The following is a 24583-nucleotide window of genomic DNA, read 5'->3' on the forward strand; positions in this document are numbered from 1 at the left end:
CCCGGCTCAGAGCAGCGGGGTCAGCCGGTCGACGAGATCGGTCTTTTCCCATGAGAAGCCACCGGCACCGTCGGGGGTGCGGCCGAAATGGCCATAGGCGGCGGTGCGCTGATAGATGGGCGCATTGAGGCCGAGCTGTTCGCGGATGCCGCGCGGGGTGAGCGCGAAGCCGAGCCTTTCGGGGGCGGCGAGCAGCGCCTCGATCCGGTCTTCGGCGACACGGCCGGTGCCGTGCAGATCGACATGGATGGAGAGCGGCTCGGAGACGCCGATGGCATAGCTGAGCTGGATGGTGCAGCGCTTGGCGAGGCCGGCGGCGACGATGTTGCGGGCGAGATAGCGGGTGACATAGGCGGCCGAGCGATCGACCTTGGTCGGGTCCTTGCCGCTGAAGGCGCCGCCGCCGTGCGGGGCGGCGCCGCCATAGGTGTCGACGATGATCTTGCGCCCGGTCAGCCCGGCGTCGCCGTCGGGCCCGCCGATCTCGAAGCGGCCGGTGGGGTTGATGTGGATGACCGTCTCGGGGGTGAGGAAGCCATGGGGGAGGACATCGTTGAAGACGCCCATCACATAATCACGGAGCTGGCCGTAAAGGGCGGCGTCGCCCTCGCCGGCATGGAAGAAATAGCCCGGCTTGTGCTGGGTGGAGACGACGAGGGCGACGGCGCGCACCGGCACGCCGTCCCGATATTCGAGCGTCACCTGGCTCTTGGCGTCAGGCTCGAGGAAGGGGACGGTGCCGGCGTGGCGGTCGGTGGCCATGCGCTGCAGGATACGGTGCGCATAATAGAGGGTGGCGGGCATGAGATCGGGCGTCTCGTCGGTGGCATAGCCGAACATGATGCCCTGGTCGCCCGCACCTTCATCCTTGTTGCCGCTGGCATCGACGCCCTGGGCGATATGGGCGGACTGGGGATGGAGATGATTTTCGAAGTGCAGGTTTTGCCAGTGAAAGCCGTCCTGCTCATAGCCGATGCGGCGCACGGTCTCGCGCACGACGCGCTGGATGTCCTCCTGCGCGCCCGGTTCCCAATTGCCCTCGGCATCGATCATGCCCTTGCCGCGCACTTCGCCGGCGAGGATGACGCGCTGGGTGGTGGTGAGCGTTTCACAGGCGACGCGCGCCTGGGGATCGCGGGTCAGGAAGAGATCGACGACGGCATCGGAGATCTGGTCGGCGACCTTGTCGGGATGGCCTTCGGAGACCGATTTGCTGGTGAAGATATAGGATGAGCGCGCCATGACCTGCTCCCGAATGGATTTGGCCGGGGTGCTACAGGGCCGACTTGCCGGGCGCAAGGGGCATAAAGGAACCTTTATATGGCAGAACGCTTGCGGCGACCGATCACGATGCCGGCAAGGATGAGCAGCAGGGCGAGTGCGACGGGCACGGCATTGCCATATTGGGCATAGGGTGTGGCGGGCAGCGGCGGCGGCAGGGTGAGCGCCAGCGTGCCGGCCTCACCCTGCGCCAGCTGGCCGAAGATGCGCCCGCGCGGGCCGATGACGGCGCTGACGCCGGTGGGCGTGGCGCGCGCGATGGGCAGCCCTTCCTCGATGGCGCGCAGCCGCGCCTGCGCCAGATGCTGGGGCGGGCCGGTGGGGCCGAACCAGGCGTCGTTGGAGATGTTGACGATCCACGCCGGGCGCTGGCCATATTCGGTAACGCGGCCGCCGAAGATGATCTCGTAGCAGATCATCGCGCCGAAGGGCGGCAGGCCGGGGAGCGCGAAGGTTTTGGGGCCGGGGCCGGGGACGAAATCTATGTCGCCGGGCGCCAGCCGGGCCAGACCGAGCCGCTCCATGACCGCGCGCGCCGGCACATATTCGCCGAGCGGGGTGAGGTGCGCCTTGGCATAGCTGGCGATGATCTCGCCGCGCGCGTCGAGCACGAACAGGCTGTTGCGGAGCGAGACCATGCGCCCCGCCGCATCGCGGTTGGCGCCGACGCCGCCGAACAGCAGCAGGTCGTTTGGCCCCAGCACCGCGGCCAGCCGCGCGCGCAGGCCCGGGTCTTCCTCGGGCAGGCCGAAGACGGCGGACTTGGACCAGATGACCAGATTGGGCCGCTCATTGCCCAGCGCCCGCGCCCGCGCCAGCCGATCGGAGAGCGAATTGTCCGGCTGGGCGGGCGCCGGCCCCGTGGCTGGGCCAGTGCCGGGGCGGCGCAGGCCGGTGACGGGGTCGATCTCGCCGGGGGCGGCGGCCGCACCACCGCGCACCTCGGCGCTGTCGTCTCCGGCCAGTGCGTTTCGGGTCATCTGCAGATAGGTGGCGAGGTGACGGGCGTTGGCGCCGCTGTCATATTTCTCGTCCTGGCCGATGTTGGGCTGGACGATGATGAGCTGGGGGTTGTCGGGGAAATAGACCTCCTGCTCGAAGCCGCGACCGATGACGCCGCCGACCACCACCAGCCCGGCGATGGCCAGCCCGGTGAGCCGCTCGCGATTGACACGGCCGGGATCTAAGGTGAGCCAGAGCGCGCCGCCGGCCAGCACCATCACGCCCGAAATGCCCTGCGCGCCGGCCAGTTCGGCCAGCTGGACGACGCCGGGGGCCTCGAGCCAGGCCGCCCCCAGCGGATTCCAGGCAAAGCCGCTCAAGACCCAGCCGCGCATCCATTCGGTGAGCATGAAGGCGCCGGCCAGCACCAGCAGCCGCGCCACGCCAACGGGCGCCAACACGCGCGCGGCCAGCGCCGCCAGCATCACATAAAGGGCGAGGAACATCGACAGGCCGATGACCGCCACCCAGCCGAGTGCGGCCGGCATCGCCGCCTGATAGGTGAAGGCCTTGGCGATCCAGGTCAGGCTGGCGACGAACATGCCCAGCCCCCAGAACCAGCCGATGCCGGCGGCATGGCGGCGGGTGGGCGCGGTTTCGACGAGCGCCACAAGGGCTGCCGTGGCGATGAGGGTAAGCGGCCACAGGCCATAGGGGGCAAAGCCGGCAGACGCGACCAGGCCTGCGGCGAGCGCGACCAGCAGACGCACGATCAGTGTTCGCTGAAGCTTCACCGGCACCCCTTCCCTCGCGAATCGCCCGCGTCCGTCTAGCCATCGCGCGCGCGCTTGGCCACAGGCCGCTTGCTCCCGCCGCGCGGCTCGGCAACAACAGGGCCATGGCCGTGGCTCTCGATCTCCAGCGCATCTGCGTCACGCGCGGGGGACGGCTGACGCTGGACAGCATCGATCTGGCCATCGCACCCGGCACGCTGGCGGCGATCACGGGTGCGTCAGGCGCGGGCAAGACGACGCTGCTGCGCATCATCAACCGGCTGATCACGCCGAGCAGCGGCCAGCTGATGATCGACGGCAAGGACGCGGGCCAGATGCCGACCGCCCAGCTCAGGCGCGGCATTGGCTATGCCGCCCAAGGGGTTGGGCTGTTTCCGCACTGGAGCGTGGCGGAGAATATCGCCGCCGTGCCCTGGCTCAACGGCGAGGACCGGGCGGCGCGCCGCGCCCGCGCGCTGGAGATGCTCGATCTCGTTGAGCTGCCGCGCAGCTTTGCCGACCGGCGCCCGGCCGAGCTATCGGGCGGGCAGGCCAGCCGGGTGGGGCTGGCGCGGGCGCTGGCCGCGCGGCCCGGCCTGCTGCTGCTCGACGAGCCTTTTGCCGCACTCGACCCGGAAACGCGCGGTGCGCTGGCGGACCGGATCGAGACGCTGCACCGCGCACAGGGGCTGACGACGCTGATCGTGACGCATGATCTCGCCGATGCGCTGACGCGGGTGGGGCGGATTCTGGTGATTGATGAGGGCCGGCTGGTGGCGGACCAGACACCGGCCGCGCTGCTCGCCAATCCGCACCCGGCGGTGCAGGCGCTGGTGACGGCGCCGCTTGATCAGGCGCGGCGGCTGGTGGCGCTGGGTGCGCCGCAGGGGCAGCCATGATCAGCGACGCCGCCTGGGCGCGGGCGCTGGGCATGCTGCCGGAGCGGATGGCGGCGCATCTGGGGGTGAGTGCGGCGGCGCTGGCGCTGGCGATTGTGGTGGCGGTGCCGCTGGTGCTGGCAATGGCGGCGCGGCCGCGGCTGCGCGCGCCGGTGCTGACGGTGGCGGCGGTGATCCAGACGGTGCCCGCACTCGCGCTGCTGGCGCTCTTCTATCCGCTGCTGCTGGCGCTGTCGGCGCTGAGCAGCCGGCTTGTGGGGGTGGGCGTGCCGGCGCTGGGGTTTTTGCCGAGCCTGCTGGCGCTGGCGCTTTATGCGCTGCTGCCGCTGCTGCGCGGCGGGGCGGACGGGCTGGCGAGCGTGCCGCCCGCCACGCTCGATGCCGCCGACGGCATCGGCATGACGCGGCGGCAGCGGCTGCTCCATGTCGAGCTGCCGATTTCGGCGCCGATCATCATGGGAGGGCTGCGCACGGCGGCAGTGTGGACGATTGGCGCGGCGACGCTCGCCACCACCGTGGGCCAGCGCTCACTGGGCGATCTGATCTTCGCCGGGCTGCAGCTGGAGGACTGGTCGCTGGTGGTGACCGGCTGTCTGGCTGCGGCCGGGCTGGCGATCATCGCCGACATGGGGCTGTGGCGCATCGAGGCGGGGCTGGCGGCGCGCAACTGGCGCAAGGCGGGGCTGGGGGCGGCGCTGCTGGCCGCCATGGTGGCCATTGTGCTGGGGCTGTGGTGGCAGGCGCGGCCGCCGGCGAGCGCGGCGCGGCCGGTAGTGGTGGGGGCCAAGTCATTTGGCGAGCAATATGTGCTGGCCGAGCTGCTGGCGGAGCGGCTGCGCGCTGAGGGGCTGACGGTGCGGGTGCGTGCCGGGCTGGGCTCGGCGGTGGCGTTCCGCGCGCTCGATGCGGGCGATATCGACCTATATGTCGATTATTCGGGCACGCTTTGGAAGAACGCGCTCGACCGGACCGACATTGCCCCGCGCGAGACGATGGTGGCGGCGCTGAAGGCCGAACTGCCGAAGCGCTATGGCATCCGCGTGGCGGCGAGCCTGGGCTTTGAGAATGCCTATGCGCTGGCGATGCGCGCCGAGCGGGCGGCGGAGCTGGGCATCGAGAGCCTTGATGATCTGGCGGCGCGGTCTGCGACGCTCGACATCGCCACCGACACCGAATTTCAGCAGCGCGAGGAATGGACGGCGCTGCAACGCGCCTATGGGCTGCGCTTTGCGCGGATGACCGCCTATACACCCACGCTGATGGTGCGGGCGCTGACCTCGGGCGAGGCCGATGTGATCACCGCCTTTTCCACCGATGGACGGATTGCGGCGGAGAATCTGGTGTTGCTGAGCGATCCGCGTCAGGCGCTGCCGAGCTATGATGCGCTGCTGCTGGTGGGCAAGGCGCGGCCCGAGCTGGCGACGCTGCTGGCCCCGCTTGAGGGCGCAATTCCGGCCGAAATGATGCGCGAGGCCAATTGGCAGGTGGACCGCAGCGAGGACAAGAAGACCCCGCGCGAGGCGGCGGGCTGGCTGGCGCAGGCGATGGCCGAGAGGGCGCGCTAGAGCGGATGCTCGAAGCCGAGCGTGGCGGGCAGCGACACGGGCGCGCCGCTGCGGGTCAGGCGCAGGCCGGGTGCGGCCTCGACCGTGCCGATGCGGGTGGCGCCTTCGACCTCGCCCGTGGCGGTGAACAGCAGCTCATAATCATCGCCGCTGGTGGCGGCTGTCAGCGGATCAAGGCCGTGGGCGCGCGCGGCCGGGCTGAGGGGCAGCAGATCGAGGTCAATCGCCAGCCCGACGCCGCTCGCGTCTGCGAGGCGGCTGGCGTCGATGAGCAGCCCGTCGGACACATCCATGCAGGCGCTGGCCCGGCCGCGCAGCGCCTGGCCGAGCGCGAGGCGCGGGCTGGGCCGGCGCAGCCGCTTGAGCAGGCCGGGATGGACGGCGATCTCGCCGCGCGCCATGCGCAGGCCGAGGCCAGCGTCACCAATGGTGCCGGAGACGAACAGCCCGTCGCCCGCTTTCGCGCCGGCGCGGGCGAGCGCCGCACCCGGCGGCACATGGCCGATGACGGTGGCGCCGAGCACGGCGGCAGCCACGCCCGAGACGGTATCGCCGCCCCAGAGCGCCAGCCCGAACCCCTCCAGCGCCTGTGCCAGCCCGCGCGCGAAGCGGGCCTGCCAGGCGCCGTCTTCATGGGCCGAGAGCGCACAGCTGAGCAGCACGCCGGCGGGCGTGGCGCCCATGGCGGCAAGGTCGCTGGCATTGACGGCGAGCAGCTTCCAGCCGACATCATCGGCCGGATCGGTGGCGAGATAATGGACGCCGGCCACCATCGTGTCATGGGAGAGGACCAGGTCGCGGCCGAGCGGCGGTGTCCAGACGGCGGCGTCATCGGCGAGGTCGCGGCCCGGCGCGCCGGCCAGTGGCCGCATCAGGCGGGCGATGAAGTCCCGCTCCGCCACTTGTTCAGCCGCGCACGCGGCGGGCCAGCGTGTCGAGAAGGCCGTTGACGAACTTGGCCTGTTTGTCGTCGTGAAAGGCCTGGGCAAGGGCGACATAGGCTTCGATGATGCTGGCGGCGCTGACATCGGCGCGGGCCACCAGCTCATAGGCGGCGAGCCGCAGCAGCGCCTGCATCGGCCGGTCGAGCCGGGCCAGCGTCCAGCCTTCGGCGAGCGCGCCCGACACCAGCGCGTCCAGCTCTTCGGCCCGGGCCAGGGTGCTGCTCACCAGATCATCGAAGAAGCTGACATCGGCGTCGGCCATCTCAAGGCCCTCGGGCGCGCCGTCGGGCACTTCGCCGAGCCGGTGGTGGTGAAATTCGGTGATCAGCCGGGGCACGGTGTCGCCGGTCATGGCCTGTTGATAGAGCGCCTGCACCGCCGCCATGCGCGCTGCACCGCGCGCCCGGTTGATATTGGCTGGAGACTGGACCGCTGGCTTTGACATGGCGCCGCTCTAGCGCGCCGTCGCGCGCTTAGGAAGGCTTCAACTTGTCCACAGCCTGTCCCCAGCTTGTGCAGGCGTTGATCGCGCCGTCTTGCACAGCAAAAAACCGGGCCTGCGTTGCGCTCGGGAGTGGCATGCGCGACAAGACTGGATATGGCAACCAACCCCCGACTTCATGCGATCGAACCGACCGAGGGCGGCACATCGCTTCCGCAAAATCTGGAGGCGGAGGCCGCCCTTCTCGGCGCGCTGATGATCGACAACCGGCTGGCCGAGGACGTGATGCAGAAGCTGCGCGCTGAGCATTTCGCCGAGGATCTGCACGGCCGCATCTACACCCAGATCCTGGCGCTGATCGACAAGCGGATGACCGCCAATCCGGTGACGCTGAAGCCGCTCTTTGAGACCGACCCGGCGATGGCCGAGGTGGGCGGGCCGGCCTATCTGGCGCAGTTGACGCAGAACGGTGCCGGGCTGCTGGCGGCGCGCGACTTTGCCCAGCAGATTTATGATCTGGCGTTGCTGCGTGAGTTGATTCGCGTCGGGAGAGACATGGTGTCGGCGGCCGCCGACACGTCGGTCGAGGTCGAGCCGATCAAGCAGATCGAAGAAGCGGAGAAGTCGCTCTACCGGGTGGCCGAGGCGGGCGAGGTGGGCGGCGGGGTCAAGCAGTTCCGGGTGGCGGCGACCGAGGCGCTCGACATGGTGACACGCGCCATGAAGTCGGGCGGCAGCCTGTCGGGCTATACGACCGGGCTTGCGGGGCTCAACACCAAGATGGGCGGGCTGCACAAGTCCGATCTCATCGTGCTGGCCGGGCGGCCGGCGATGGGCAAGACGGCGCTGGCCACCAACATCGCCTTTGCCTGCGCCGAACGCTATATGCGCGACCTTGAGCTGGGCCTTCCGGCAGCTGAATCCTCGGGCGCGCCGGTGGCCTTCTTCAGCCTCGAGATGTCATCCGACCAGCTGGCGACGCGCATTCTCGCCGAGCAGGCCAATATCAATTCGGAAAGCCTGCGCATGGGCAAGATCAGGCAGGAGCAATATACCCAGCTTGCCCGGGCGGCGGGGGCGCTGTCGGTGCTGCCGCTGATGATCGATGATACGCCGGCGCTCTCCATTGCCGCGCTGCGCACCCGCGCGCGGCGGCTGAAGCGCCAGCATGACATCGGGCTGATCGTCGTTGATTACCTTCAGCTGCTGCAGGGCAGCGCGCGCGGCGGCTCGGAGAACCGGGTGCAGGAAATCTCCGAGATCACCCGCGGCCTGAAGACACTGGCCAAGGAGCTGCAGGTGCCGGTGCTGGCGCTCTCCCAGCTCAGCCGTGCGGTGGAGCAGCGTGACGACAAGCGCCCCCAGCTCGCCGACCTGCGCGAATCCGGCACCATCGAGCAGGATGCCGATATCGTGCTGTTTGTCTACCGCGACGAATATTATCACGCGCTGAAACGGCCCGACATCGAGGATGTGGAGAAGCACGCCAAATGGCTGGAGCGGGCGGAGACGCTGAACGGGCTGGCCGAAGTGATCGTGGCCAAGCAGCGGCATGGCTCGACCGGCACGGTGGCGCTGACCTTTGACAAGAATGTGACCAAGTTCAGCGACCGCGCGCCCGACAGTTGGTCGGGCGGGTATCAGGAGTAAGCCGGGCCGCAGCCATGCTGCGGCCCGGCTGAAAGGTCAGCGACCGGCCGTAGACGCAGCGGCGGGCTTGACGAACTTCAGCGTGAAGCGGTCGCTCTCGCCGATGGCGAGGAACTTGGCGCGGTCCTCGTCCTTCTTGGCGAGCGTGGGCGGCAGGGTCCAGACACCGCCCGGATAGTCCTTGGTGTCCTTGGGATTGGCGTTGACCTCGGAGGAGGCGACAAACTCGAAGCCGGCGGCCTCGGCCATCGCCTTGATGGCGGAGACCTTCATATAGCCGGTCTTGTTCATGTCGGCATCGGGCCGGTCTTCGGGCAGGCGGTGATCGACGACGCCGAGCGTGCCGCCGGGCTTGAGGGCGGCGTAAAAGGCCTTGAACGCCTCGAGACCGAAGCCGCCCATGTGCCAGTTATGGACATTGCGGAAGGTGAGCACGGCATCGACCGTGCCGGCGGGCGCGATCTTGTCATAGACGCCCTTGCCGAAGGCGCCCATCTTGGCGTTGGGCGCATAGGCCTTCACCTTGGCTTCGAAGGCGGCGACCGACGCGGCCGCCTTTTCGCTGGCCGCCGGGTCGGTGCCGGCGCCGATATACTGGCCGCTGCCATCAAGCCAGGGGGCGAGGATCTCGGTGTACCAGCCGCCGGCAGGCGAGATTTCGGCGACCGTCATGGTCGGCTGGATGCCGAAGAAGGTGAGCGTCGCCGCCGGGTTGCGATAGGTGTCACGCGCCTTGTTCTCGGGGCTGCGGTGCGGCCCCATGATCGCTTCAGCGAGCGTGGCGGCCTGCACGGCCGACTGGGCCGGCGCCACAAGGCAGGCCACTGCGACCGCGCTCATCAAAATCCGGTTCATTGTCTCTCTCCCGTCCGTTTCGTTCAAAAACCGATGCCGGCCCACCCCAGGCTGGTCATCTCCCCTGCCTTTGCAGTAGCGCAGTCGCGTGTCGCAAGAAACCACTATCGCGCTGCTCATCGCATCCTTGCTGCTCTCCGCCGCAGGCTGGCTGGGCGACGCGGCCCGCCGCCGCGCGCCGCTGGCCTGGCATGCGCTGCTGCCGTGGAATGCGGCGACCTTCATCGGGCTGACGCTCTCGATCCTGCTTGCCGTGCATCTGCTGGCGCTGCTGAAGGAGGGTTAACGGGAAATGGGTTAACACTGCCGAAGTGGATGCAAAGCGCCGTGCCGGCTCTTCATCTTTCGGCAATAAGGCGAGGCATGTTCCGCCTCGTTGTTCCGGAGTCCCGCCCATGACCCTTTCCGCCCGAATCCTGCTTGCTGCCACGGCGCTGGCCAGCGCGGGCCCGGCGGCGGCGGTCGTCGCCGTGGTTGGCAGCGTCGCCGGCGCGCCCGACCCCGGCATCAGCCATGCGGGATTTGTCGAGGTCATCACCTTTGATGCGCCGAGCGCGGCGGGCATTGTCAACACCACATCGGGCGCGGTCATCACGGCGGCGGGCAACATCAGCCGCGTTCGCGCAGCGCCGGCCGGCACGGCGCCGGGCGGGATCTACCAGTCGGTCGGGACGGGGGGCAGCAGCACCTTCGATTTCGCCGGCTATCTGCCGCAGTTCCGCGTGCTGACCGGGCTCAGCCTTTATTGGGGCTCGGTGGACAGCCATAATGCGCTCGAATTCCTGAACGCCGATGGCAGCGTGGTGTCTGCCTTCACCGGAAGCGACCTGCCGCGCTTCGACGGCAACCAGACGCTGGGCGCCACCAACCGGCGGATCACCTTCGCCATGGCCGGGCAGAACGAGATCACGCAGGTGCGCTTCCGTGGGCAGGGCAATGCCTTTGAGTTCGACACCATCGGCGCGGCGGTGGGCAGCGTGCCCGAGCCGGCGAGCTGGGCCATGCTGATTGCCGGCTTTGGCCTTGTGGGCGGGGCGATGCGCCGCCGCCGAAAGATGGCGCTGGCCTGAGGCTTCAGCGCAGGAAGGGCGCTGCGACCTCGGCGGGGACCCGCACCAGCCGCCGCGACGCCGCATCGAGCAGCGCCCAGACGGTGAGCGCGCGGCAGCGCAGCCGGCCATCTTCACTGCTGATCTCGACATGGCGATCGAAGCGCGCGCCGCGCGGGGTGCCGACCCATGTGACAGCCGTCAGCGCCTCGCCGGGCAGGGTGGGGGCGAGATAATCAATCTCGTGGCGGCTGACGACCCAGATGTAGCGCGCCTGATGCTCGGCCGGGGCGACCGCCTGCCAATGGGCGACGGCGACCGCCTGGATCCAGCGCAGATAGACGGCGTTGTTGACATGGCCGAGCTCGTCGATGTCGGCAGGCTCGGGCATCAGGGCGAGGCGGAAGCCGGTGCGGTCGGGCGGCAGCGGCATCAGCTGCGCACCCCGAACTGGTCCAGAATGAAGGCATAGGTTTCGGCCTGTTCCTCCAAAGCGGCATAGCGGCCGGACTTGCCGCCATGCCCGGCGCCCATGTTGGTCTTGAGATAGAGGGGGGCTTTGTTGGTGCGCAGTTTGCGCAGCTTCGCCACCCATTTGGCCGGCTCCCAATAGGTCACGCGCGGGTCGTGGAGGCCCGCGGTGACGAGCAGCGGCGGATAGGCCTGGGCGCGCAGCTGATCATAGGGGGAATAGCTGCGGATGAAGTCGAAGGCCGCCTTGTCGCGGATCGGATCGCCCCATTCCGGCCATTCGCCGGGCGTCAGCGGCAGGCTTTCATCGAGCATGGTGTTCAATACATCGACAAAGGGCACATCGGCGACCACGGCGCGCCACAGGGCGGGCGCATGATTGATGACGACGCCCATCAGTTCGCCGCCGGCCGAGCCGCCGCTGGCCGAGATCTGGCCCTCGGCGCCGAAGCCAAGCGCCGCCAGACCGTGCGCGACATCGATGAAATCGTTGAAGCTGTTGGTGCGCTTCATCAGCTTGCCGTCGAGATACCAGCCATGGCCGAGATCATCGCCGCCACGCACATGAGCGATGGCATAGGCGACCCCGCGGTCGAGCAGGCTGAGCCGCGAGGCGGAGAAGGAGGGCGGGATGGCGATGCCGTAGGCGCCGTAGCCATAGAGGTGGAGCGCGCCGCTGCCGTCCTTGGGCCAGCCCTTGCGGTAGACGATGGAGACCGGGACGTGCGTGCCGTCGCGGGCTTCGATGGTGAGGCGCTCGGTCTCGTAGCGCGCGGGGTCATAGCCCGACGGGATCTGCTGGACCTTGCGGGTGATGAGCGTCGCGCGCGCCACGTCATAATCATAGACGGTCGCGGGCGTGACCATGGAGCTGTAGCCAAGCCGCAACAGCGGCGCATCGGGCTCGCGGTTGTCGCCGATGGAGGCGGTGTAGCTGGCTTCGGGAAAGAGCACTTCGGCGACGCGGCCATCGTCGAAATGCAGCCGCACCTGATCGAGGCCCTGGGCGCGGCCGCTGACGGCGAGATAGGAGGCGAAGGCGGACAGGCCGCGCACGTAAAAGTCATCGCGGCCTTCGATCAGGGTCGTCCAGTCGGCGGGGGCATTGATGTCGGCGGTGGCGATCCGGAAATTGGGGTGGGTGTCGTTGGCGCGGACGAACAGCGTCTGGCCGCGCACATCGATATCATATTCCAGCTCGACTTGGCGCGCGCGGACCAGCAGCGGGCTGGCAGAGGGGGCGGCGCTGGGGACCAGCCGCACTTCGCTGGTCACCTTGTCGCCGGTGCTGATGATCAGCCACTGCCGGTCCTGGCCGAGGGCGACGCCGACCGAGAAGCCGGGGTCCTGTTCTTCGTAAAGGGTGGTGTCTTCGCTCTCGCCCAGCCGGTGCAGGCGGACGCGGAAGCTGCGCCATTGTTCATTGACCTCGGTCCAGGCCAGCGCCTGCGAATTGGCCGCCCAGACCGGGGTGCCGATGCTGGTGGTGGCCACCTCTTCGAGATCGGCGCCGGTGGCGAGATCGCGGATGCGCAGGGTGAAGCGCTCGGCGCCGCTGTCATCAACGGCATAGGCGAGACGGCGCCCATCGGGGCTGACGGCGAAGCCGCCGAGGCGGAAATAATCCTTGCCCTCGGCCAGCAATGGCTCGGCGAGCAGCAGTTCGTCCGGGCCGCCACCAACCGGGCGGCGCCACCAGGAGCGATATTGCGCGCCGTCCTCGAACTTCCACCAATATTCGAAGGCGCCGTCCTTCGCCGGCACGCTCGCCTCATCAGGCGTGATGCGGCCCTTCATCTCGGCAAAGACGGTGTCCACCAGCGGCCGCAGCGGCGCCATGCCGGCCTCGAACCAGCGGTTTTCGGCTTCGAGATGGGCGAGAATGTCGGGGTCCTCGATGACCGGATAGCCGGGGTCGCGCAGCCAGTGCCAGGGGTCGGCGAGCGCCTCGCCGTGCCACTGGCTGACATGCGGGCGTTCTTCGGCGCGCGGTTCGGTCGGTTCGGCCACCATCTTTCCCTTCATCTTCGCTGCGGCGGCGCAGAACTGGCGCATCCTGCGGCCGCTGCCTATGTTGGCTCTCACTAGGCTGTCAAAATCTGAGCGGGAACCCTGAATGTCTGATGCTGCCACCCGTCTTGCCGCGCTCCGCGAGGTGCTTGCTGCGCGCGATCTTGCCGGCTTTGTCGTGCCGCTGACCGATGAGCATATGAGCGAATATGTCGGCAGCTATGCCCAGCGGCTCGAATGGCTGACCGGCTTTGGCGGCAGCGCCGGGACGGCGGCGATCCTGCCCGACCGCGCGGCGATGTTCACCGATGGCCGCTATACGCTGCAGGTGCGCGATCAGGTGGACGGCGCGCTGTATGAATATCAGGACGTGCCCGCCACCAGCCCGGCTGCGTGGCTGGCCGAACACGCGACCCGGGGCGCGCGCATCGGCCATGACCCCTGGCTGCATACGCGCGGCTGGGTGAAGGCGGCGACAGCAGCGCTCAAGGAGAAGGGCGTGTCGCTGGTGGCGTGCGACAACCCTGTCGATGCGATCTGGACGGACCGGCCAGCGCCCTCGGCAGCGCCCATCGAGCCGCATCCTGACCGGTTTTCGGGCCGCAACCACGCCGAGAAGCGCGCCGAGCTGGCCGCCGGGCTCAAGGCGCGCGGGCTTGATGTCGCGGTCATCACGCTCCTCGATTCGATTGCCTGGCTGCTCAATATCCGCGGCAAGGATGTGACCCACACGCCGGTGGCGCTGGCCTTTGCCGCCCTTCACGCCGATGGCAGCGTCGATCTGTTCACGGCGCCCGAAAAGCTTTCGGGCGAGGTGCGCGCGCATTTGGGGCGCGAGGTGCGCACGCATGAACGCGACGATTTTTCCGGCTGGCTGGAGACGCTGGGCGGCAAGCGGGTGGCTGTCGACCCCGCCGGCACGGTGAATGCGGTGTTCACCGCGCTTGAGGCGGGCGGCGCGACGATTATGGAGGAGCGCGACCCCTGTGTGCTGCCCAAGGCGATCAAGAACGCGACCGAGATCGAGGGCAGCCGGGCCGCGCACCGCCGCGACGGCGCGGCGCTGACGCGCTTTCTGCACTGGGTGAAGACGCAGCCGCCGGGGAGCCAGACCGAGCTGACGGCGTCTGACCATCTGCATGCGCTGCGCCGCGAGACCAACATGCTCGAGGATTTGAGCTTCGACACGATTTCGGGGAGCGGCCCCAATGGCGCGATTGTCCATTACCGCTCCACGCCGGCGACGAGCCGGCCGCTGGCGCCGGGCAGCCTTTATCTGTGTGACAGCGGCGGCCAATACCGCGACGGCACCACCGATGTGACGCGGACCATGGTGATCGGCGCGCCGAGCGCGGAGATGCGCGACCGCTATACCCGGGTGCTCAAGGGCCATGTCGCGCTCGCCCGCGCGGTCTTTCCCAAGGGCACACGCGGCAGCCAGCTTGATGCGCTGGCGCGCGCGCCGCTGTGGCAGGCGGGCCTTGATTATGCCCATGGCACCAGCCACGGCGTCGGCTCCTATCTGGCCGTGCACGAGGGGCCGCAGCGGATCGCCAGCAGCCCCGGCGCGGTGGATGAACCGCTGCAGGCCGGGATGATCCTGAGCAACGAGCCGGGCTATTACAAGGCCGGGGCTTACGGCATCCGCATAGAGAATCTGGTGCTGGTGACGGACGCCAGCCCCGAGGGCGCGGAAAAGCCGATGCTGTGCTTCGAGGAGCTGACGCTGGCCCCGTTCGACCGCGAGCTGATCGACACGGGCCTGCTCGACGCAGGCGAGATCGAATGGATCGACCGCTATCATGCGAGGGTGCGGCGGGAGCTGGCCAAGGCCCTTCCCGCCGACACAAGGGATTGGCTGGAGGCGGCAACCGCGCCGCTCTAGTGCATCTCCTCGCCGCCTGACACGTTGAGCGCCTCGCCGCTGACGTAAACCGCATCGCTTGAGGCGAGCCAGGCGCAGGCGGCGGCGGTGTCGCTGCCGAGACCGGGGCGTCCCAGCGGATTTTTGGCGCGCATGTTGGCGAGATAGGCCTCGACACTGTCAAAGCCGAGCAGCTTGGAGAAATAGGCGTTCTGCTCCGCCCCCAGCCCGGTGGTGACATGATTGGGGCAGACGGCGTTGACGGTGATCCGCTGCGGCCCGAGCTCGACAGCGTTGGAGCGGGTGAGCCCGACCATGCCGTGCTTGGAGGCGGTATAGGGCGCCATGTGCGGAAAGCCCGATTTGGCGGCCTGTGAGGCGATGTTGATGACGCGCCCGGCGATGCCGTCTGCGCCCGGCCCCTGCGCGATGAACTGGCGTGCGGCGGCCTTTGTGCAGAGAAACGCGCCCTTGAGATTGACGCCCAGCACCCGGTCCCAGTCGGCGGCGCTGGTTTCGAGCAGCGGCTTCATCAAAAAGCCGATACCGGCATTGTTGACCATCACATCGAGGCGGCCGAAGGCGGCGACGGTGGCGGCGACCAGCGCCTCGGTTTCGTCTTCCTGTGTCACGTCGCAGGGCTGGAAGATGACCTCGGCGCCGCGCGCCTTCAGATCATCGACCACAGCCTGCGCGTCGCTTGAGGAGGCGAGGCCGCTGCCGCCCGAAGTGACATCGGAGACGACGCACGTCGCCCCTTCCTCGGCGAAGCGTTGCAGGATCGCCTGGCCCAGCCCCCTTGGCCGCCCTGAGCCGGTGACGACGACGACCCGGCCGGCAAAGCGCCCGCTCATGCGAGCACCAGCTCATCGGTGGTGAGGAACAGCGGCGCGTCGGCCCATTGCTGGAACTCGGCTGCCACTTCGACCATCATCGGCTGGGCGATGTCGGTGAGGAAGCCGTCCATATCGGCGATGTCGATGACCTCGGCATATTGGAAGGGCGGCTTGGCATCGGAGCCGAAGATGCCGGTGATGCCATAGACGCGGAAATCATCGATCGACATCAGCGAGCGCACGCCCGGCATGTCGCGGGTCTTGGCCCAATGCTCATAATCCGCCGCTGCGACGCCGGGCTTCAGGTTGAACAGCACCAATATCCGCATGATCGTCTCCTCTAGAAATAACCGGGCGGGGGTCGCCAGCCCTGCAGGACCGCATCGAGCCGCGCTGCCACAGCCAGCAGCGTCGCCTCATCCCCGGCGCGGCCCAGCAATTGCACAGCGACGGGCAGGCCGTCACCATCAAAGCCGACCGGCATCGCCAGCGCCGGCACGCCGGCATAGTTGGCGAGCGCCGTGAAGCTGGCCATCTCGTCGGCCCGCGCCCCGTGCGCGGGCGCGACCATCGGCATGACCGGCATCAGCAGGAGATCGGCGGCATCGAGCGCAGCCAGCACCGCTGCGCGTACGGTCTCGCGCGCTGCGCGGGCCTTGGCGATGCGCTCGGGCGCGGCGGCGGCGGCATGGTCCATCATATGGACGAAAGCCGGCGACATGGTGCCGGCGGCCAGCTCCGCTGCAAAGGTGAGCCGCGCTTCCTCGGCGGCTTCGAAAAAGCCGCCCAGCCGCGCGGCCTTGAGATCGAGGCCGGCCAGCGGCAGCGTTTCGACCGTGATGCCAAGCCCCTGCAGCGCCGTGCGCGCCGCGCCGTGCCCGTGGCGGACGGCGGGTTGCAGTTCGGCCGCCTCGAGATCGGCCAGCACGGCGACGCGCTGCACCGGGCGCGGGGCTGCGAGCGCCATCATCACGCCCGAAAGTGCTGCGAGATCCTCGACCGAGCGGGCCAGCGGGCCAATCACATCCAGCGAGGCGGCGAGCGGCACCAGCCCGGCGGCCGGCACGGCGCCGTGGCTGGGCTTGAGGCCGTAAATACCACAGCAGGCGGCGGGAATGCGGACCGAGCCCATGGTATCGGTGCCGAGCGCGGCGCGCACCATGCCGGCCGCCACGGCCGCGGCCGAGCCACCGCTGGAGCCGCCCGGCGTGCGCCCGGCGCGATGCGGATTGGCGGTGCGGCCGAAGTGCGGATTGTCGCTGGTGGTGCCGAGTGCGGCCTCGTGCATGTTGGCCTGCGCCACGATGGCGGCCCCTGCGGCGCGCAGCCGGGCGACGACCGGCGCATCGGCGCGTGCCGGCGCGCCGCGACCGCGCACGCCGGCGGTGGTTGGCCAGCCCTGCACGTCGATATTGGCCTTGACCGCGATGGAAAAGCCGGCGAGCGGGCCGCGCGCAGGCGCATCGAGCGGCGCCATGGCGGCGGCATCGACGAGCGTAAGCGCTTTGAGCGCTGGGTTGTCGCGCGCAATCCGCGCCAGCGTGCCGGCGGCGCTCATCCGCCCTCCATGATCAGCCGCAGCGGCTTTTGCCGGGTCTCGATCTGGGTGTCGGCGGCCGTCGCGCCCGGACCGACCAGCCGCACCGCCACCTCGACGCCGAGCCCGGCGCGCAGCCGCGCCGCCAGCGCCGTCATATCGCCGTGCGCGGGTGCCTTGTGCTCCAGCGTGACCGTCATCTGCTGGCCGCGCACATGGCAGATGAATTCGCCGGTCAACGCCGTCTCGCCCTCGATCAGCGCGCTGATGGCATGGGGAAAGACGTTGATGCCGCGCAGCTTCACCATATTGTCGGAGCGGCCCATGAAGCCCTGGATGCGGCGGAACGGCAGGCCATGGGGGTTGCCGCCGGGGCTGAGCGCCGAGATGTCATGGGTGTTGAAGCGGATGCACGGCGCGACGTCGGACTTGTAGAGGGTTGTGATCACCATGTCGCCGCGCGCGCCGGACGGCAGCGGGGTGCCGTCCTCGACATCGCAGATCTCGAGCCACTGCGCGTCTTCCCAGACATAAAGGCCGTCGCGCTCTGGCCCTTCGGCGGCGATGCAGCCGGTGTCGCCGACGCCGTACCAGTCAAAGGCCCGCGCGCCGCCCCAGGCGGCTTCGACGGCGCGCCGGTCTTCGGTGCCGAGATGGCCGATGATGAGCCTGAGCCGGATATCCTCGCCCGGTTCGAGCCCTTCGGCGCGGGCGACTTCCGCGAGCGTGCGGATATAGTCGATGAAGCCGACCGCCACGGTGGCGCCGAACTCGGCCATCAGCCGCACCTGCGCGGCCGAGCGGGTCTCGGCGCCGGTGCCGGCGCTGAGGAACAGCGCGTTGGTATGACGGGTGAAGGCCTCGCGGACATAATGGCCGCCGTTGATCATGCCATGCCCATAGACGCTGTGGACGACATCGCCGTCGGCCAGCCCCATCCAGTGCGCCATGCGGGCGATGAGCAGATTGCCGGTCTCACGGCCGCGCGGGCCAAACAGCAGCACCTGCGGCTTGCCGGTGGTGCCGCTGGTCGTGTGCATGATCAGCGGCGAGCGACCCAGCCCGCCTTCAAGGCCGTGAAAATCGCCGAGCGGCGGATGGGCGGCGATCGAGGCCATCAGATCGGCCTTGTCATAGGTCGGCAGGCGCGGAAGATCATCGAGGCTGCGGATATCGTCCGGCTCGATGCCGCGCGCGCCCCAGAGCCGCTGATAAAAGGGAATGGCCCAACCGCGCGCCATCAAGGCCTTGAAGCGGCGTTCCTGCAACCCGCGCAGCTCATCGACCGACATGCCGGCAAAGCGCGCCAGAAAGGCTGGTCCGGCCGGATAGTCACGGACGAGCTGGCCGACATCGGCGCGGGCGAAATAGGCGCCGCTCATCCATCCGCGCCGGTGAGCACGGCCAGCGGATCACCGACTGGCTGGGGGCGCACGCCGAGGGCGAGGGCAAAGGCGATCTTGGCGGCCTGCTGCGCCTCGGTCAGGTCGTTGGCCGGGCTGCCGAGCGTGGCGGGCACCTTGAGCTCGCGCACATGGCCGCCGGCGAGGTGAAAACGGAACCGCTGGGGGGCGAGCGCATTGGGATCGGGATTGCCATCGACCCGGATGTCGAGGCGGGCGGCCAAGGCCTTCAGTCTGTCATCGGCAAAGCCCTGGGCTATGAATTCGCGCGGATCGATGCGGCCATCGCGCAGCATCAGCGCGGCCAGAAACGGCAGGCAGAGCCGCGCATAGGCGGGCGTCATGCCCTCACGCCAGGGGCGGCCGACCAGCCGGGCGATCAGCTGCGGCACCTCGGCCTCGATTCGCAGTATGTCGGCGGCCGGCGCGTCTTGCAGAACATCGGCGATGGCGGCGAGCGTGGCGTGGCTGGCGCGGCCCGAGGGCCAGGGCTTGACGCTGATCTCGCCGACCCGCCAATGCGTGCCCAGCGTTTCGAGCAGCGGCAGCGGGTCGCCCTGGTCGAAGACAGGGAAATAGCCGAACGGGCCGGTCAAGGCGTCCTGCGGCCCGGTGAGGCCAGCTTCGACCAGATCGACCGCGGTGACGGCCGCGCGCGCGGCCGCCGCCACTTGCAGCGGCAGCGCCACCGAGCCTTCGACATGCGCCTGCATGGTGCCCGCCGCCTGCGCATGGGCCAGCCCCAGCACATCGCCGAACCGCTCGCGCGGCAGGCCGGCGAGCCGGGCGGCGGCGAGCGCGCCGCCGATCACCCCGGCGGTGGCGGGGCGGAAGAATTTGAGCGGGCTGGTGGCCGCCACCCCGAGCAGACAGGCCGTCTCGACGCCGACCATCACCGCTTCGAGCGCGGCCTCGGCCGGCTTGCCGCGCGCCGCCGAGAGCACGACGGCGGTGACCACCGACATGGCATGGACGACGGCGGGCTCATGCACCGCATCCCATTCGAGGCAGTGGATCTGATAGCCATTGACGAAGGCGGCGCCAGCGCGCGGCAGCCGGACATCGCGCCCGAGGATCGGCACTTCATCGCCTGCGCCCCATCGCCGCGCCGCCGTCAGCACCCCGTCAGCGCCCGGCGCGGTCGAGCCAGCCACGCCGACCGCCAGCGTGTCTTCGAGCAGCATCAGCGCGCGGGCCCGCACCGGGGCCGGCACGGCGAGCGGGCCATGGGCGAAATCGAGCAATCGGGCGGTCATCTGCGGTCCTTCAAATGTCCGGACTTATTGCGGTCTCGCGCCACATCAATCAAGGTGAGGGGCGAAAACAAGGGGGATGCATCGCACCATGGCCGGGGAAAGCGGCACAGAACCACGCTATGTGCAGGTCGCCACCGAGCTGCGCGCGGCGATTGTGGCGGGTGAATATGCCCGGGGCGACGCTGTGCCGACCGAAAGCGTGCTGTGCGCGCGCTACGGCGTGTCGCGCTTCACCGTGCGCGAGGCGCTGCGCCGGCTGCAGGCCGAAGGGCTGATCCGGCGGCGGCGCGGCTCGGGCACGGTCGTCGCCAGCCCCGAGCAGGGGCTGCGCCAGCCGCTCTCCGATATCGCCGATATCCTGCAATATGCCGCCGAATCGCAGTTTCTGTTCAAGGATTGCGGCACCATCAACCTGTCCGGGGCCAGGGCCGAGGCGCTCGGGGTGGCGCCCGGCAGCGACTGGCTGCACTTGTGCGGGCTGCGTCGCCTGTCCGCCGGCGGCCCGGCCATCGCCTCGACCAACGTCTATATCAATCCCGAGCTGGCCGCCCATGTGCCGGCGCTGCGGCCCGGCCCGCAGCCGCTGTTCGAGCAGCTGGGCCGCTCGGCGGGGTTCCGCGTCAAGCAGATCGTGCAGAACATCACTGCCGCCGCCGCCGGGCATCATGAGGCGAATGTGCTGGAGATTCCACGCCGCTCACCGGTGCTGCGGATCGTGCGCATCTACCGCGACACCAGTGACCGGATCGTCGAAATCTCGGATTCGACCCATCCCGGGGACCGTTTCACCTACACCATGCATATCGACCACTGACAGGGCGCCGGGCCGACACTTGTGCATTTGCGGGCAAGGTCGAATGTTCTACAAGTGAGGCGGACAGTGTGGAGAGTGAATGATGCGGGCGCTGGTGTTTCTCTTGGCCGCGACGGCTCTGGTGCAGACGGCCGCCTTTGCCCAGACAAGTGATCGGCCGGTAAAAGGTCCGCCCGTGCCGGATGCCGCGCCCGCGCCCGTCGAGCGGCCGGTGATCGAGCGGATCACGGCGGAGCCGGAAAGCCCGGTGCTCTCCACCCTCAAGCCGTCCATGGTCAGCGGTGATGGCACCCAGCCGCGCCAGCGGCTGGTGACGGTGTTTGGCACCGAGCCCTGCCCCAAGCCCGAATCGCCGGATGAGGTGGTGGTCTGCGCCCGGCTGCCCGAATCGGAGATTTACCGGATCCCCGAGCAGCTGCGTCAGCCCGAGAGCCAGCGCAGCCCGTTCGAGGAGAATCGCGCCCTGCTGGTGGGTGATGTGGCCGGCGGCGGCATCGGCAGCTGCTCGGCGGTGGCGGCCGGCGGCGCTGTGGGGTGCAACCAGAAGCAGGTTGACGCCTGGGCGCGCGACCGCACCGGCCGGATGGGCGCCGAGGAAGAAATTCCCCGGCGCTGAGACGTTGAGAACGCCCTAGCGGCCGGGGGTCACCTTGGGCGCGACGTCGGGCTTGGCGGGATCGAACTTGACGCGTACCGTCTCGCCGCTGTTGCCGGGGAAGTTGGCGAAGATCGCGGTGACCAGATTGGGCACAAGCTGGGTCAGGTTGTTGGAGCTGCTCACCGTTTCGGCGCGGCCCTCGAACACGCTGACATCATCGGCGTTGCGCTTGATCTTGAGCGCGACGACGCTGTTGTACTGCGTCACCGAATAGACATCGGCACCGCCGCCCCAGCCGCCACCCCAGCCGCCGAAACCACCCCAGCCGCCAAAGCCGCCCCAATAGGGGTTCCAGCCCCAGCCCGGGCCGAAGCCGCCCCAGCCGACGCCGGGCCGGGTGCGCACCTTCTCGCGCGGGGCCCCCACGGTGTAGTCGAGCATCACGGTCAGCGCGGCCTGCTGCGGGCTGGCGGCTTCGCTATAGCCATTGGCGATCAGCTTCTGGCGCACATAATTGGCATAGGTGGCAAATTCGAGGCCGCCGCGATTGGCCTGGTCATGCGGCTCGATGGTGAAGCTCTGGCTCTGCGGCGCCGGCATCTGCTGAAAGCGCGCCACCCGCGCCTCGAAGGTTGGCGCGCAGGCGGACAGCACGCCCAGCGCGGTGAGGGGAAGCATCAATTTGAGTGCACGCATGGCTCTGACCCTTGGTAATGACACCTATGAGATGGTGTCTCCGATACGTCAGCGCAAGTGAATTGGTTGTGAACTGAAAATGACCGTCAGTCGCGGAAGCCCACGGCCCGCTGCGCCTCGATGAGCACCGGCTCGGCGATGGCGCGCGCCTTTTCCGCGCCGCGCGCCAATATGGCATCGAGCGTCGCATGATCGTCCTTCAGCGCGTTGAAGCGCGCCGTGATGGGCGCGAGCGCTGCCACCATCGCGTCAGCGAGTGCCGGCTTGAAGGCCCCGAAACCCTGGCCGCCCCATTCGGCCAGCACCGCCTCGACGCTCTGCCCGGAAAGCGCGGCCATCAGGCCGACGAGATTGGCGGCCTCCGGCCGGCCAGCCAGCCCGGCGCGGTCCGAGGGCAGCGGCTCGGGGTCGGTCTTGGCGCGCTTGATCTTCTGGGCGATGGCATCGGCACTGTCGGTCAGGTTGATGCGGGCGGCATCGGAAGGATCGGACTTCGACATTTTGGCGCTGCCGTCGCGCAGGCTCATCACCCGCGTCGCCGGCCCCTCGATCACCGGCTCGGGCAGGGGAAACAGCTCGGTGCCGGTGTCGGTATTGAACTTGAGCGCGATGTCGCGGGCGAGCTCCAGATGCTGCTTCTGGTCTTCGCCCACCGGCACATGGGTGGCCTTGTAGGCGAGGATGTCGGCAGCCTGCAGCACGGGATAGGTGAACAGCCCGACGCTCGCACCCTCGCGGTCCTTGCCGCTCTTCTCCTTGAACTGGGTCATCCGCCCGAGCCAGCCCATGCGGGCGGTGCACATCAGGATCCAGGCCAGCTCGGCATGGACCCGGACCGCGCTCTGATTGAAGAGCACGCAGCGGTCCGGGTCGAGCCCCGAGGCGATGAGCGCTGCGGTCATCTCCCTGATGCCGGCGCGCAGCGCCTTGGGGTCTTGCGCCACGGTGATGGCATGAAGATCGACGACGCAGAAGACACAGTCATGGCTGTCCTGCATCCGCACCCAGTTGCGGATCGCGCCCAGATAATTGCCGAGATGGAGATTGCCGGTCGGCTGGATGCCGGAAAACACGCGGCTCATGCTTTGCCCCTTCGAAATTGCGCCTTGAACTCGGCGAAGGTGATCACGCCCAGAAGCCGCACCGCCGCCAGATAGGCCAGCGCACCGCCGATGATCAATATGAGCAGCAACAGCGCGCGCCCGGCCAGCGTGGCGGCAGCCGCAAAGGGCAGCGCCGCCAACAGGCCGGCGAGCAGCGCGCCCATGAGCGCGGTTGCCAGCACCAGCCGTGGCAGGGTCCGGCGCAGGCGCGCATCGATGGCGAACAGGCCGCGGCGATGCAGCAGTAGATAGAGCATGGCGGCATTGGCCCAGGCCGAAACGGCGGTCGCCACGGCGATGCCGATATGGCCGAGCGGCCAGATCAGCAGCAGATTGCCGATGAGGTTGATGGCAATGGCGCCCAACGCCACGCGCACTGGCGTCGCCGTGTCCTGCCGGGCGTGAAAGCCCGGCGTGAGCACCTTGATCAGCACATAGGCCGGCAGGCCGAGCGCGAACACCGACAGCGCCGCCGATGTGGCCCCGGTGTCGCTGGCCAGAAAGGCGCCCTGCTCGAGGAGCGTCCCGATGATCGGCGCGGCCAGCAGCGCGAGGCCGGCCGCACAGGGCAGGGTGAGCAGCAGCGCCAGCTCGATCGCCCGGTTCTGCGTGCGCTGCGCGGCGGCGTCTTCACCCGCGCCGATCTGCCGCGAAAGCGCCGGCAGCAGCGCCGTGCCCACGCCGATGCCGATGATGCCGAGCGGCAGCTGGTTGAGCCGGTCGGCATAATAGAGCCATGAGACAGCACCCTCGGGCAGGAAGCGCGCGGCCAGCGCGGTCGAGATCAAGAGGTTGATCTGCACCGCGCCTGCGCCCAGCGCGGCGGGCACGATCAGCTGCATCATGCGCCGCACATCCGCGCCCAGCCGCGGCCGGCGCAGCCGCAGCCGCACATCGGCGCGCAGGCAGCCCCAGAGCAGCCAGAGCAATTGCGCGACGCCAGCCAGCGACACCGCCAGCGCCAGGCCGCGCGCCACCAGCACATCCGCCTTACCGGCGAACAGCAGCAGGCTGGAAATGAGCGTGATGTTGAGCAGCACCGGGGCTGCGGCATTGACCCAGAAGCGGCCGAGCGAATTCAAGATGCCGCCCATCAACGCCACCAGGCTGACCAGCATCAGATAGGGGAAGGTGAGGCGGGTGAAGTCGACGGCGAGCGCGAACTTGGCCGGATCATCATCGCGGAACCCCCCGGTGAGCGCCCAGACCACTGGCCCGGCGGCCACCACCATGACGAAGGTGAAGAGCAGCAGCACCGGCAGCAGCACCGAGAGCACATCCTCGGCGAAGCGCCGGGCGCGCCGGAGGTCGCCGCCATCCTCGCCGACCTGGCGGTTGAACATCGGTACAAAGGCGGCCGAGAAAGCGCCCTCGGCAAACAGTGAGCGGAACAGATTGGGCAGGCGGAAGGCGATGAGGAAGACGTCGGCCGCCATGCCGGCGCCGATATAGCGCGCCATCAGCACATCGCGGACGAAACCGGCGATACGGCTCATCAGCGTCAGGCCGCCGATGGTCGCGGTGGCGCGCAGGAGATTCAGCGCCGCCTCCCCGCGGGGCCGCCGGCGGCCCGGTCCTCGTTGATGATCACGCGC

At 69.0% G+C, this 24583-nt stretch carries 23 protein-coding genes; 8 read left to right on the forward strand and 15 right to left on the reverse strand.

What is annotated here, in order from left to right; all coding sequences use genetic code 11:
• Positions 1 to 6: 6 nt before the first annotated feature.
• Both metK and lnt read right to left on the reverse strand, forming a co-directional pair.
• On the reverse strand, positions 7 to 1242 hold the full coding sequence (gene metK, locus ACMVO5_RS09435) for a methionine adenosyltransferase (RefSeq protein WP_416907263.1): 1236 nt from the start codon (positions 1240 to 1242) through the stop codon (positions 7 to 9).
• A 74-nt stretch (positions 1243 to 1316) separates the two neighbouring features.
• Positions 1317 to 3017 (reverse strand): apolipoprotein N-acyltransferase, encoded by a 1701-nt coding sequence (gene lnt, locus ACMVO5_RS09440; RefSeq protein WP_416907264.1) that lies wholly within the window; start codon positions 3015 to 3017, stop codon positions 1317 to 1319.
• 104 nt (positions 3018 to 3121) lie between these two features.
• On the opposite strand from lnt, the gene ACMVO5_RS09445 reads away from it, so the two are divergent.
• Together ACMVO5_RS09445 and ACMVO5_RS09450 are read left to right on the forward strand one after the other, a co-directional pair.
• Positions 3122 to 3895 carry an ATP-binding cassette domain-containing protein gene (locus tag ACMVO5_RS09445; RefSeq protein ID WP_416907265.1) on the forward strand — a complete coding sequence of 258 codons (774 nt, stop codon included), beginning with the start codon at positions 3122 to 3124 and terminating at the stop codon, positions 3893 to 3895.
• Complete coding sequence (locus ACMVO5_RS09450) at positions 3892 to 5460, forward strand: ABC transporter permease/substrate-binding protein (protein WP_416907266.1); 1569 nt, start codon at positions 3892 to 3894, stop codon at positions 5458 to 5460. The genes ACMVO5_RS09445 and ACMVO5_RS09450 overlap by 4 nt, the downstream gene beginning before the upstream one ends.
• Here the strand turns inward: ACMVO5_RS09450 and thiL are convergent.
• The gene (gene thiL, locus ACMVO5_RS09455; protein WP_416907267.1) at positions 5457 to 6362 is read right to left on the reverse strand and encodes a thiamine-phosphate kinase; all 906 of its coding nucleotides are present in this window, start codon (positions 6360 to 6362) and stop codon (positions 5457 to 5459) included. The genes ACMVO5_RS09450 and thiL overlap by 4 nt on opposite strands.
• A gap of 4 nt (positions 6363 to 6366) precedes the next feature.
• On the reverse strand, positions 6367 to 6849 hold the full coding sequence (gene nusB / locus ACMVO5_RS09460; protein WP_416907268.1) for a transcription antitermination factor NusB: 483 nt from the start codon (positions 6847 to 6849) through the stop codon (positions 6367 to 6369).
• Between the two features lie 153 nt (positions 6850 to 7002).
• On the opposite strand from nusB, the gene ACMVO5_RS09465 reads away from it, so the two are divergent.
• Positions 7003 to 8496: a replicative DNA helicase gene (locus ACMVO5_RS09465; protein ID WP_416907269.1), complete on the forward strand. Its 1494-nt coding sequence runs from the start codon at positions 7003 to 7005 to the stop codon at positions 8494 to 8496.
• Positions 8497 to 8532: 36 nt separating this feature from the next.
• Here ACMVO5_RS09465 and ACMVO5_RS09470 read toward each other — a convergent pair whose 3' ends face one another.
• Positions 8533 to 9351 carry a class I SAM-dependent methyltransferase gene (locus ACMVO5_RS09470; protein WP_416907270.1) on the reverse strand — a complete coding sequence of 273 codons (819 nt, stop codon included), beginning with the start codon at positions 9349 to 9351 and terminating at the stop codon, positions 8533 to 8535.
• A gap of 88 nt (positions 9352 to 9439) precedes the next feature.
• Between ACMVO5_RS09470 and ACMVO5_RS09475 the strand changes: the two genes are divergently transcribed.
• Positions 9440 to 9637, forward strand: a complete 198-nt coding sequence (locus ACMVO5_RS09475; protein ID WP_416907271.1) for a hypothetical protein — start codon at positions 9440 to 9442, stop codon at positions 9635 to 9637.
• Positions 9638 to 9746: 109 nt separating this feature from the next.
• Complete coding sequence (locus ACMVO5_RS09480; RefSeq protein WP_416907272.1) at positions 9747 to 10421, forward strand: PEPxxWA-CTERM sorting domain-containing protein; 675 nt, start codon at positions 9747 to 9749, stop codon at positions 10419 to 10421.
• 4 nt (positions 10422 to 10425) lie between these two features.
• Here ACMVO5_RS09480 and ACMVO5_RS09485 read toward each other — a convergent pair whose 3' ends face one another.
• Together ACMVO5_RS09485 and ACMVO5_RS09490 are read right to left on the reverse strand one after the other, a co-directional pair.
• Complete coding sequence (locus tag ACMVO5_RS09485; protein ID WP_416907273.1) at positions 10426 to 10833, reverse strand: acyl-CoA thioesterase; 408 nt, start codon at positions 10831 to 10833, stop codon at positions 10426 to 10428.
• Positions 10833 to 12884 (reverse strand): S9 family peptidase, encoded by a 2052-nt coding sequence (locus ACMVO5_RS09490; protein ID WP_416907274.1) that lies wholly within the window; start codon positions 12882 to 12884, stop codon positions 10833 to 10835. The genes ACMVO5_RS09485 and ACMVO5_RS09490 overlap by 1 nt, the downstream gene beginning before the upstream one ends.
• Positions 12885 to 12987: 103 nt before the next feature.
• On the opposite strand from ACMVO5_RS09490, the gene ACMVO5_RS09495 reads away from it, so the two are divergent.
• Positions 12988 to 14766 (forward strand): aminopeptidase P family protein, encoded by a 1779-nt coding sequence (locus ACMVO5_RS09495; RefSeq protein ID WP_416907275.1) that lies wholly within the window; start codon positions 12988 to 12990, stop codon positions 14764 to 14766.
• Here the strand turns inward: ACMVO5_RS09495 and ACMVO5_RS09500 are convergent.
• Genes ACMVO5_RS09500 through ACMVO5_RS09520 form a run of 5 tightly spaced genes read right to left on the reverse strand, consistent with a single transcriptional unit; the run spans position 14763 to position 19777 of the window.
• Positions 14763 to 15599 (reverse strand): SDR family NAD(P)-dependent oxidoreductase, encoded by an 837-nt coding sequence (locus ACMVO5_RS09500; RefSeq protein WP_416907276.1) that lies wholly within the window; start codon positions 15597 to 15599, stop codon positions 14763 to 14765. The genes ACMVO5_RS09495 and ACMVO5_RS09500 overlap by 4 nt on opposite strands.
• A complete protein-coding gene (locus ACMVO5_RS09505; RefSeq protein WP_416907277.1) occupies positions 15596 to 15910 on the reverse strand; it encodes an REDY-like protein HapK in 315 nt (104 codons plus the stop codon). Before ACMVO5_RS09505 ends, ACMVO5_RS09500 begins: the two co-directional genes overlap by 4 nt.
• A gap of 11 nt (positions 15911 to 15921) precedes the next feature.
• Entirely contained in the window at positions 15922 to 17139 is a 1218-nt protein-coding gene (locus tag ACMVO5_RS09510; protein ID WP_416907278.1) for an amidase, read from the reverse strand.
• The gene (locus ACMVO5_RS09515) at positions 17136 to 18500 is read right to left on the reverse strand and encodes a phenylacetate--CoA ligase family protein (protein ID WP_416907279.1); all 1365 of its coding nucleotides are present in this window, start codon (positions 18498 to 18500) and stop codon (positions 17136 to 17138) included. Before ACMVO5_RS09515 ends, ACMVO5_RS09510 begins: the two co-directional genes overlap by 4 nt.
• On the reverse strand, positions 18497 to 19777 hold the full coding sequence (locus ACMVO5_RS09520) for an MmgE/PrpD family protein (RefSeq protein ID WP_416907280.1): 1281 nt from the start codon (positions 19775 to 19777) through the stop codon (positions 18497 to 18499). Before ACMVO5_RS09520 ends, ACMVO5_RS09515 begins: the two co-directional genes overlap by 4 nt.
• Positions 19778 to 19853: 76 nt before the next feature.
• Between ACMVO5_RS09520 and ACMVO5_RS09525 the strand changes: the two genes are divergently transcribed.
• Together ACMVO5_RS09525 and ACMVO5_RS09530 are read left to right on the forward strand one after the other, a co-directional pair.
• On the forward strand, positions 19854 to 20591 hold the full coding sequence (locus ACMVO5_RS09525; protein WP_416907281.1) for a GntR family transcriptional regulator: 738 nt from the start codon (positions 19854 to 19856) through the stop codon (positions 20589 to 20591).
• A 79-nt stretch (positions 20592 to 20670) separates the two neighbouring features.
• Complete coding sequence (locus ACMVO5_RS09530) at positions 20671 to 21207, forward strand: hypothetical protein (RefSeq protein WP_416907282.1); 537 nt, start codon at positions 20671 to 20673, stop codon at positions 21205 to 21207.
• A gap of 15 nt (positions 21208 to 21222) precedes the next feature.
• Here the strand turns inward: ACMVO5_RS09530 and ACMVO5_RS09535 are convergent, their stop codons facing one another.
• From ACMVO5_RS09535 to murJ, 3 genes are all read right to left on the reverse strand, one after another.
• Positions 21223 to 21885 (reverse strand): DUF4136 domain-containing protein, encoded by a 663-nt coding sequence (locus ACMVO5_RS09535; RefSeq protein WP_416907283.1) that lies wholly within the window; start codon positions 21883 to 21885, stop codon positions 21223 to 21225.
• Between the two features lie 86 nt (positions 21886 to 21971).
• Positions 21972 to 22967: a tryptophan--tRNA ligase gene (gene trpS / locus ACMVO5_RS09540; RefSeq protein ID WP_416907284.1), complete on the reverse strand. Its 996-nt coding sequence runs from the start codon at positions 22965 to 22967 to the stop codon at positions 21972 to 21974.
• Positions 22964 to 24529 (reverse strand): murein biosynthesis integral membrane protein MurJ, encoded by a 1566-nt coding sequence (murJ, locus tag ACMVO5_RS09545; protein ID WP_416909349.1) that lies wholly within the window; start codon positions 24527 to 24529, stop codon positions 22964 to 22966. The genes trpS and murJ overlap by 4 nt, the downstream gene beginning before the upstream one ends.
• Between the last annotated feature and the right edge of the window lie 54 nt (positions 24530 to 24583).

The organism is Polymorphobacter sp., assembly GCF_048007885.1.
GTDB lineage: Bacteria > Pseudomonadota > Alphaproteobacteria > Sphingomonadales > Sphingomonadaceae > Sandarakinorhabdus.

Excerpts from the sequence above, each read along its gene's own strand:
- metK (WP_416907263.1), bottom strand. The coding sequence starts at position 1,242 with ATGGCGCGCTCATCCTATATCTTCACCAGCAAATCGGTCTCCGAAGGC.
- ACMVO5_RS09445 (WP_416907265.1), top strand. The coding sequence starts at position 3,122 with ATGGCCGTGGCTCTCGATCTCCAGCGCATCTGCGTCACGCGCGGGGGA.
- ACMVO5_RS09450 (WP_416907266.1), top strand. The coding sequence starts at position 3,892 with ATGATCAGCGACGCCGCCTGGGCGCGGGCGCTGGGCATGCTGCCGGAG.
- nusB (WP_416907268.1), bottom strand. The coding sequence starts at position 6,849 with ATGTCAAAGCCAGCGGTCCAGTCTCCAGCCAATATCAACCGGGCGCGC.
- ACMVO5_RS09465 (WP_416907269.1), top strand. The coding sequence starts at position 7,003 with ATGGCAACCAACCCCCGACTTCATGCGATCGAACCGACCGAGGGCGGC.
- ACMVO5_RS09470 (WP_416907270.1), bottom strand. The coding sequence starts at position 9,351 with ATGAACCGGATTTTGATGAGCGCGGTCGCAGTGGCCTGCCTTGTGGCG.
- ACMVO5_RS09480 (WP_416907272.1), top strand. The coding sequence starts at position 9,747 with ATGACCCTTTCCGCCCGAATCCTGCTTGCTGCCACGGCGCTGGCCAGC.
- ACMVO5_RS09485 (WP_416907273.1), bottom strand. The coding sequence starts at position 10,833 with ATGCCGCTGCCGCCCGACCGCACCGGCTTCCGCCTCGCCCTGATGCCC.
- ACMVO5_RS09490 (WP_416907274.1), bottom strand. The coding sequence starts at position 12,884 with ATGGTGGCCGAACCGACCGAACCGCGCGCCGAAGAACGCCCGCATGTC.
- ACMVO5_RS09495 (WP_416907275.1), top strand. The coding sequence starts at position 12,988 with ATGTCTGATGCTGCCACCCGTCTTGCCGCGCTCCGCGAGGTGCTTGCT.
- ACMVO5_RS09500 (WP_416907276.1), bottom strand. The coding sequence starts at position 15,599 with ATGAGCGGGCGCTTTGCCGGCCGGGTCGTCGTCGTCACCGGCTCAGGG.
- ACMVO5_RS09505 (WP_416907277.1), bottom strand. The coding sequence starts at position 15,910 with ATGCGGATATTGGTGCTGTTCAACCTGAAGCCCGGCGTCGCAGCGGCG.
- ACMVO5_RS09510 (WP_416907278.1), bottom strand. The coding sequence starts at position 17,139 with ATGAGCGCCGCCGGCACGCTGGCGCGGATTGCGCGCGACAACCCAGCG.
- ACMVO5_RS09515 (WP_416907279.1), bottom strand. The coding sequence starts at position 18,500 with ATGAGCGGCGCCTATTTCGCCCGCGCCGATGTCGGCCAGCTCGTCCGT.
- ACMVO5_RS09520 (WP_416907280.1), bottom strand. The coding sequence starts at position 19,777 with ATGACCGCCCGATTGCTCGATTTCGCCCATGGCCCGCTCGCCGTGCCG.
- ACMVO5_RS09525 (WP_416907281.1), top strand. The coding sequence starts at position 19,854 with ATGCATCGCACCATGGCCGGGGAAAGCGGCACAGAACCACGCTATGTG.
- ACMVO5_RS09530 (WP_416907282.1), top strand. The coding sequence starts at position 20,671 with ATGATGCGGGCGCTGGTGTTTCTCTTGGCCGCGACGGCTCTGGTGCAG.
- ACMVO5_RS09535 (WP_416907283.1), bottom strand. The coding sequence starts at position 21,885 with ATGCGTGCACTCAAATTGATGCTTCCCCTCACCGCGCTGGGCGTGCTG.
- trpS (WP_416907284.1), bottom strand. The coding sequence starts at position 22,967 with ATGAGCCGCGTGTTTTCCGGCATCCAGCCGACCGGCAATCTCCATCTC.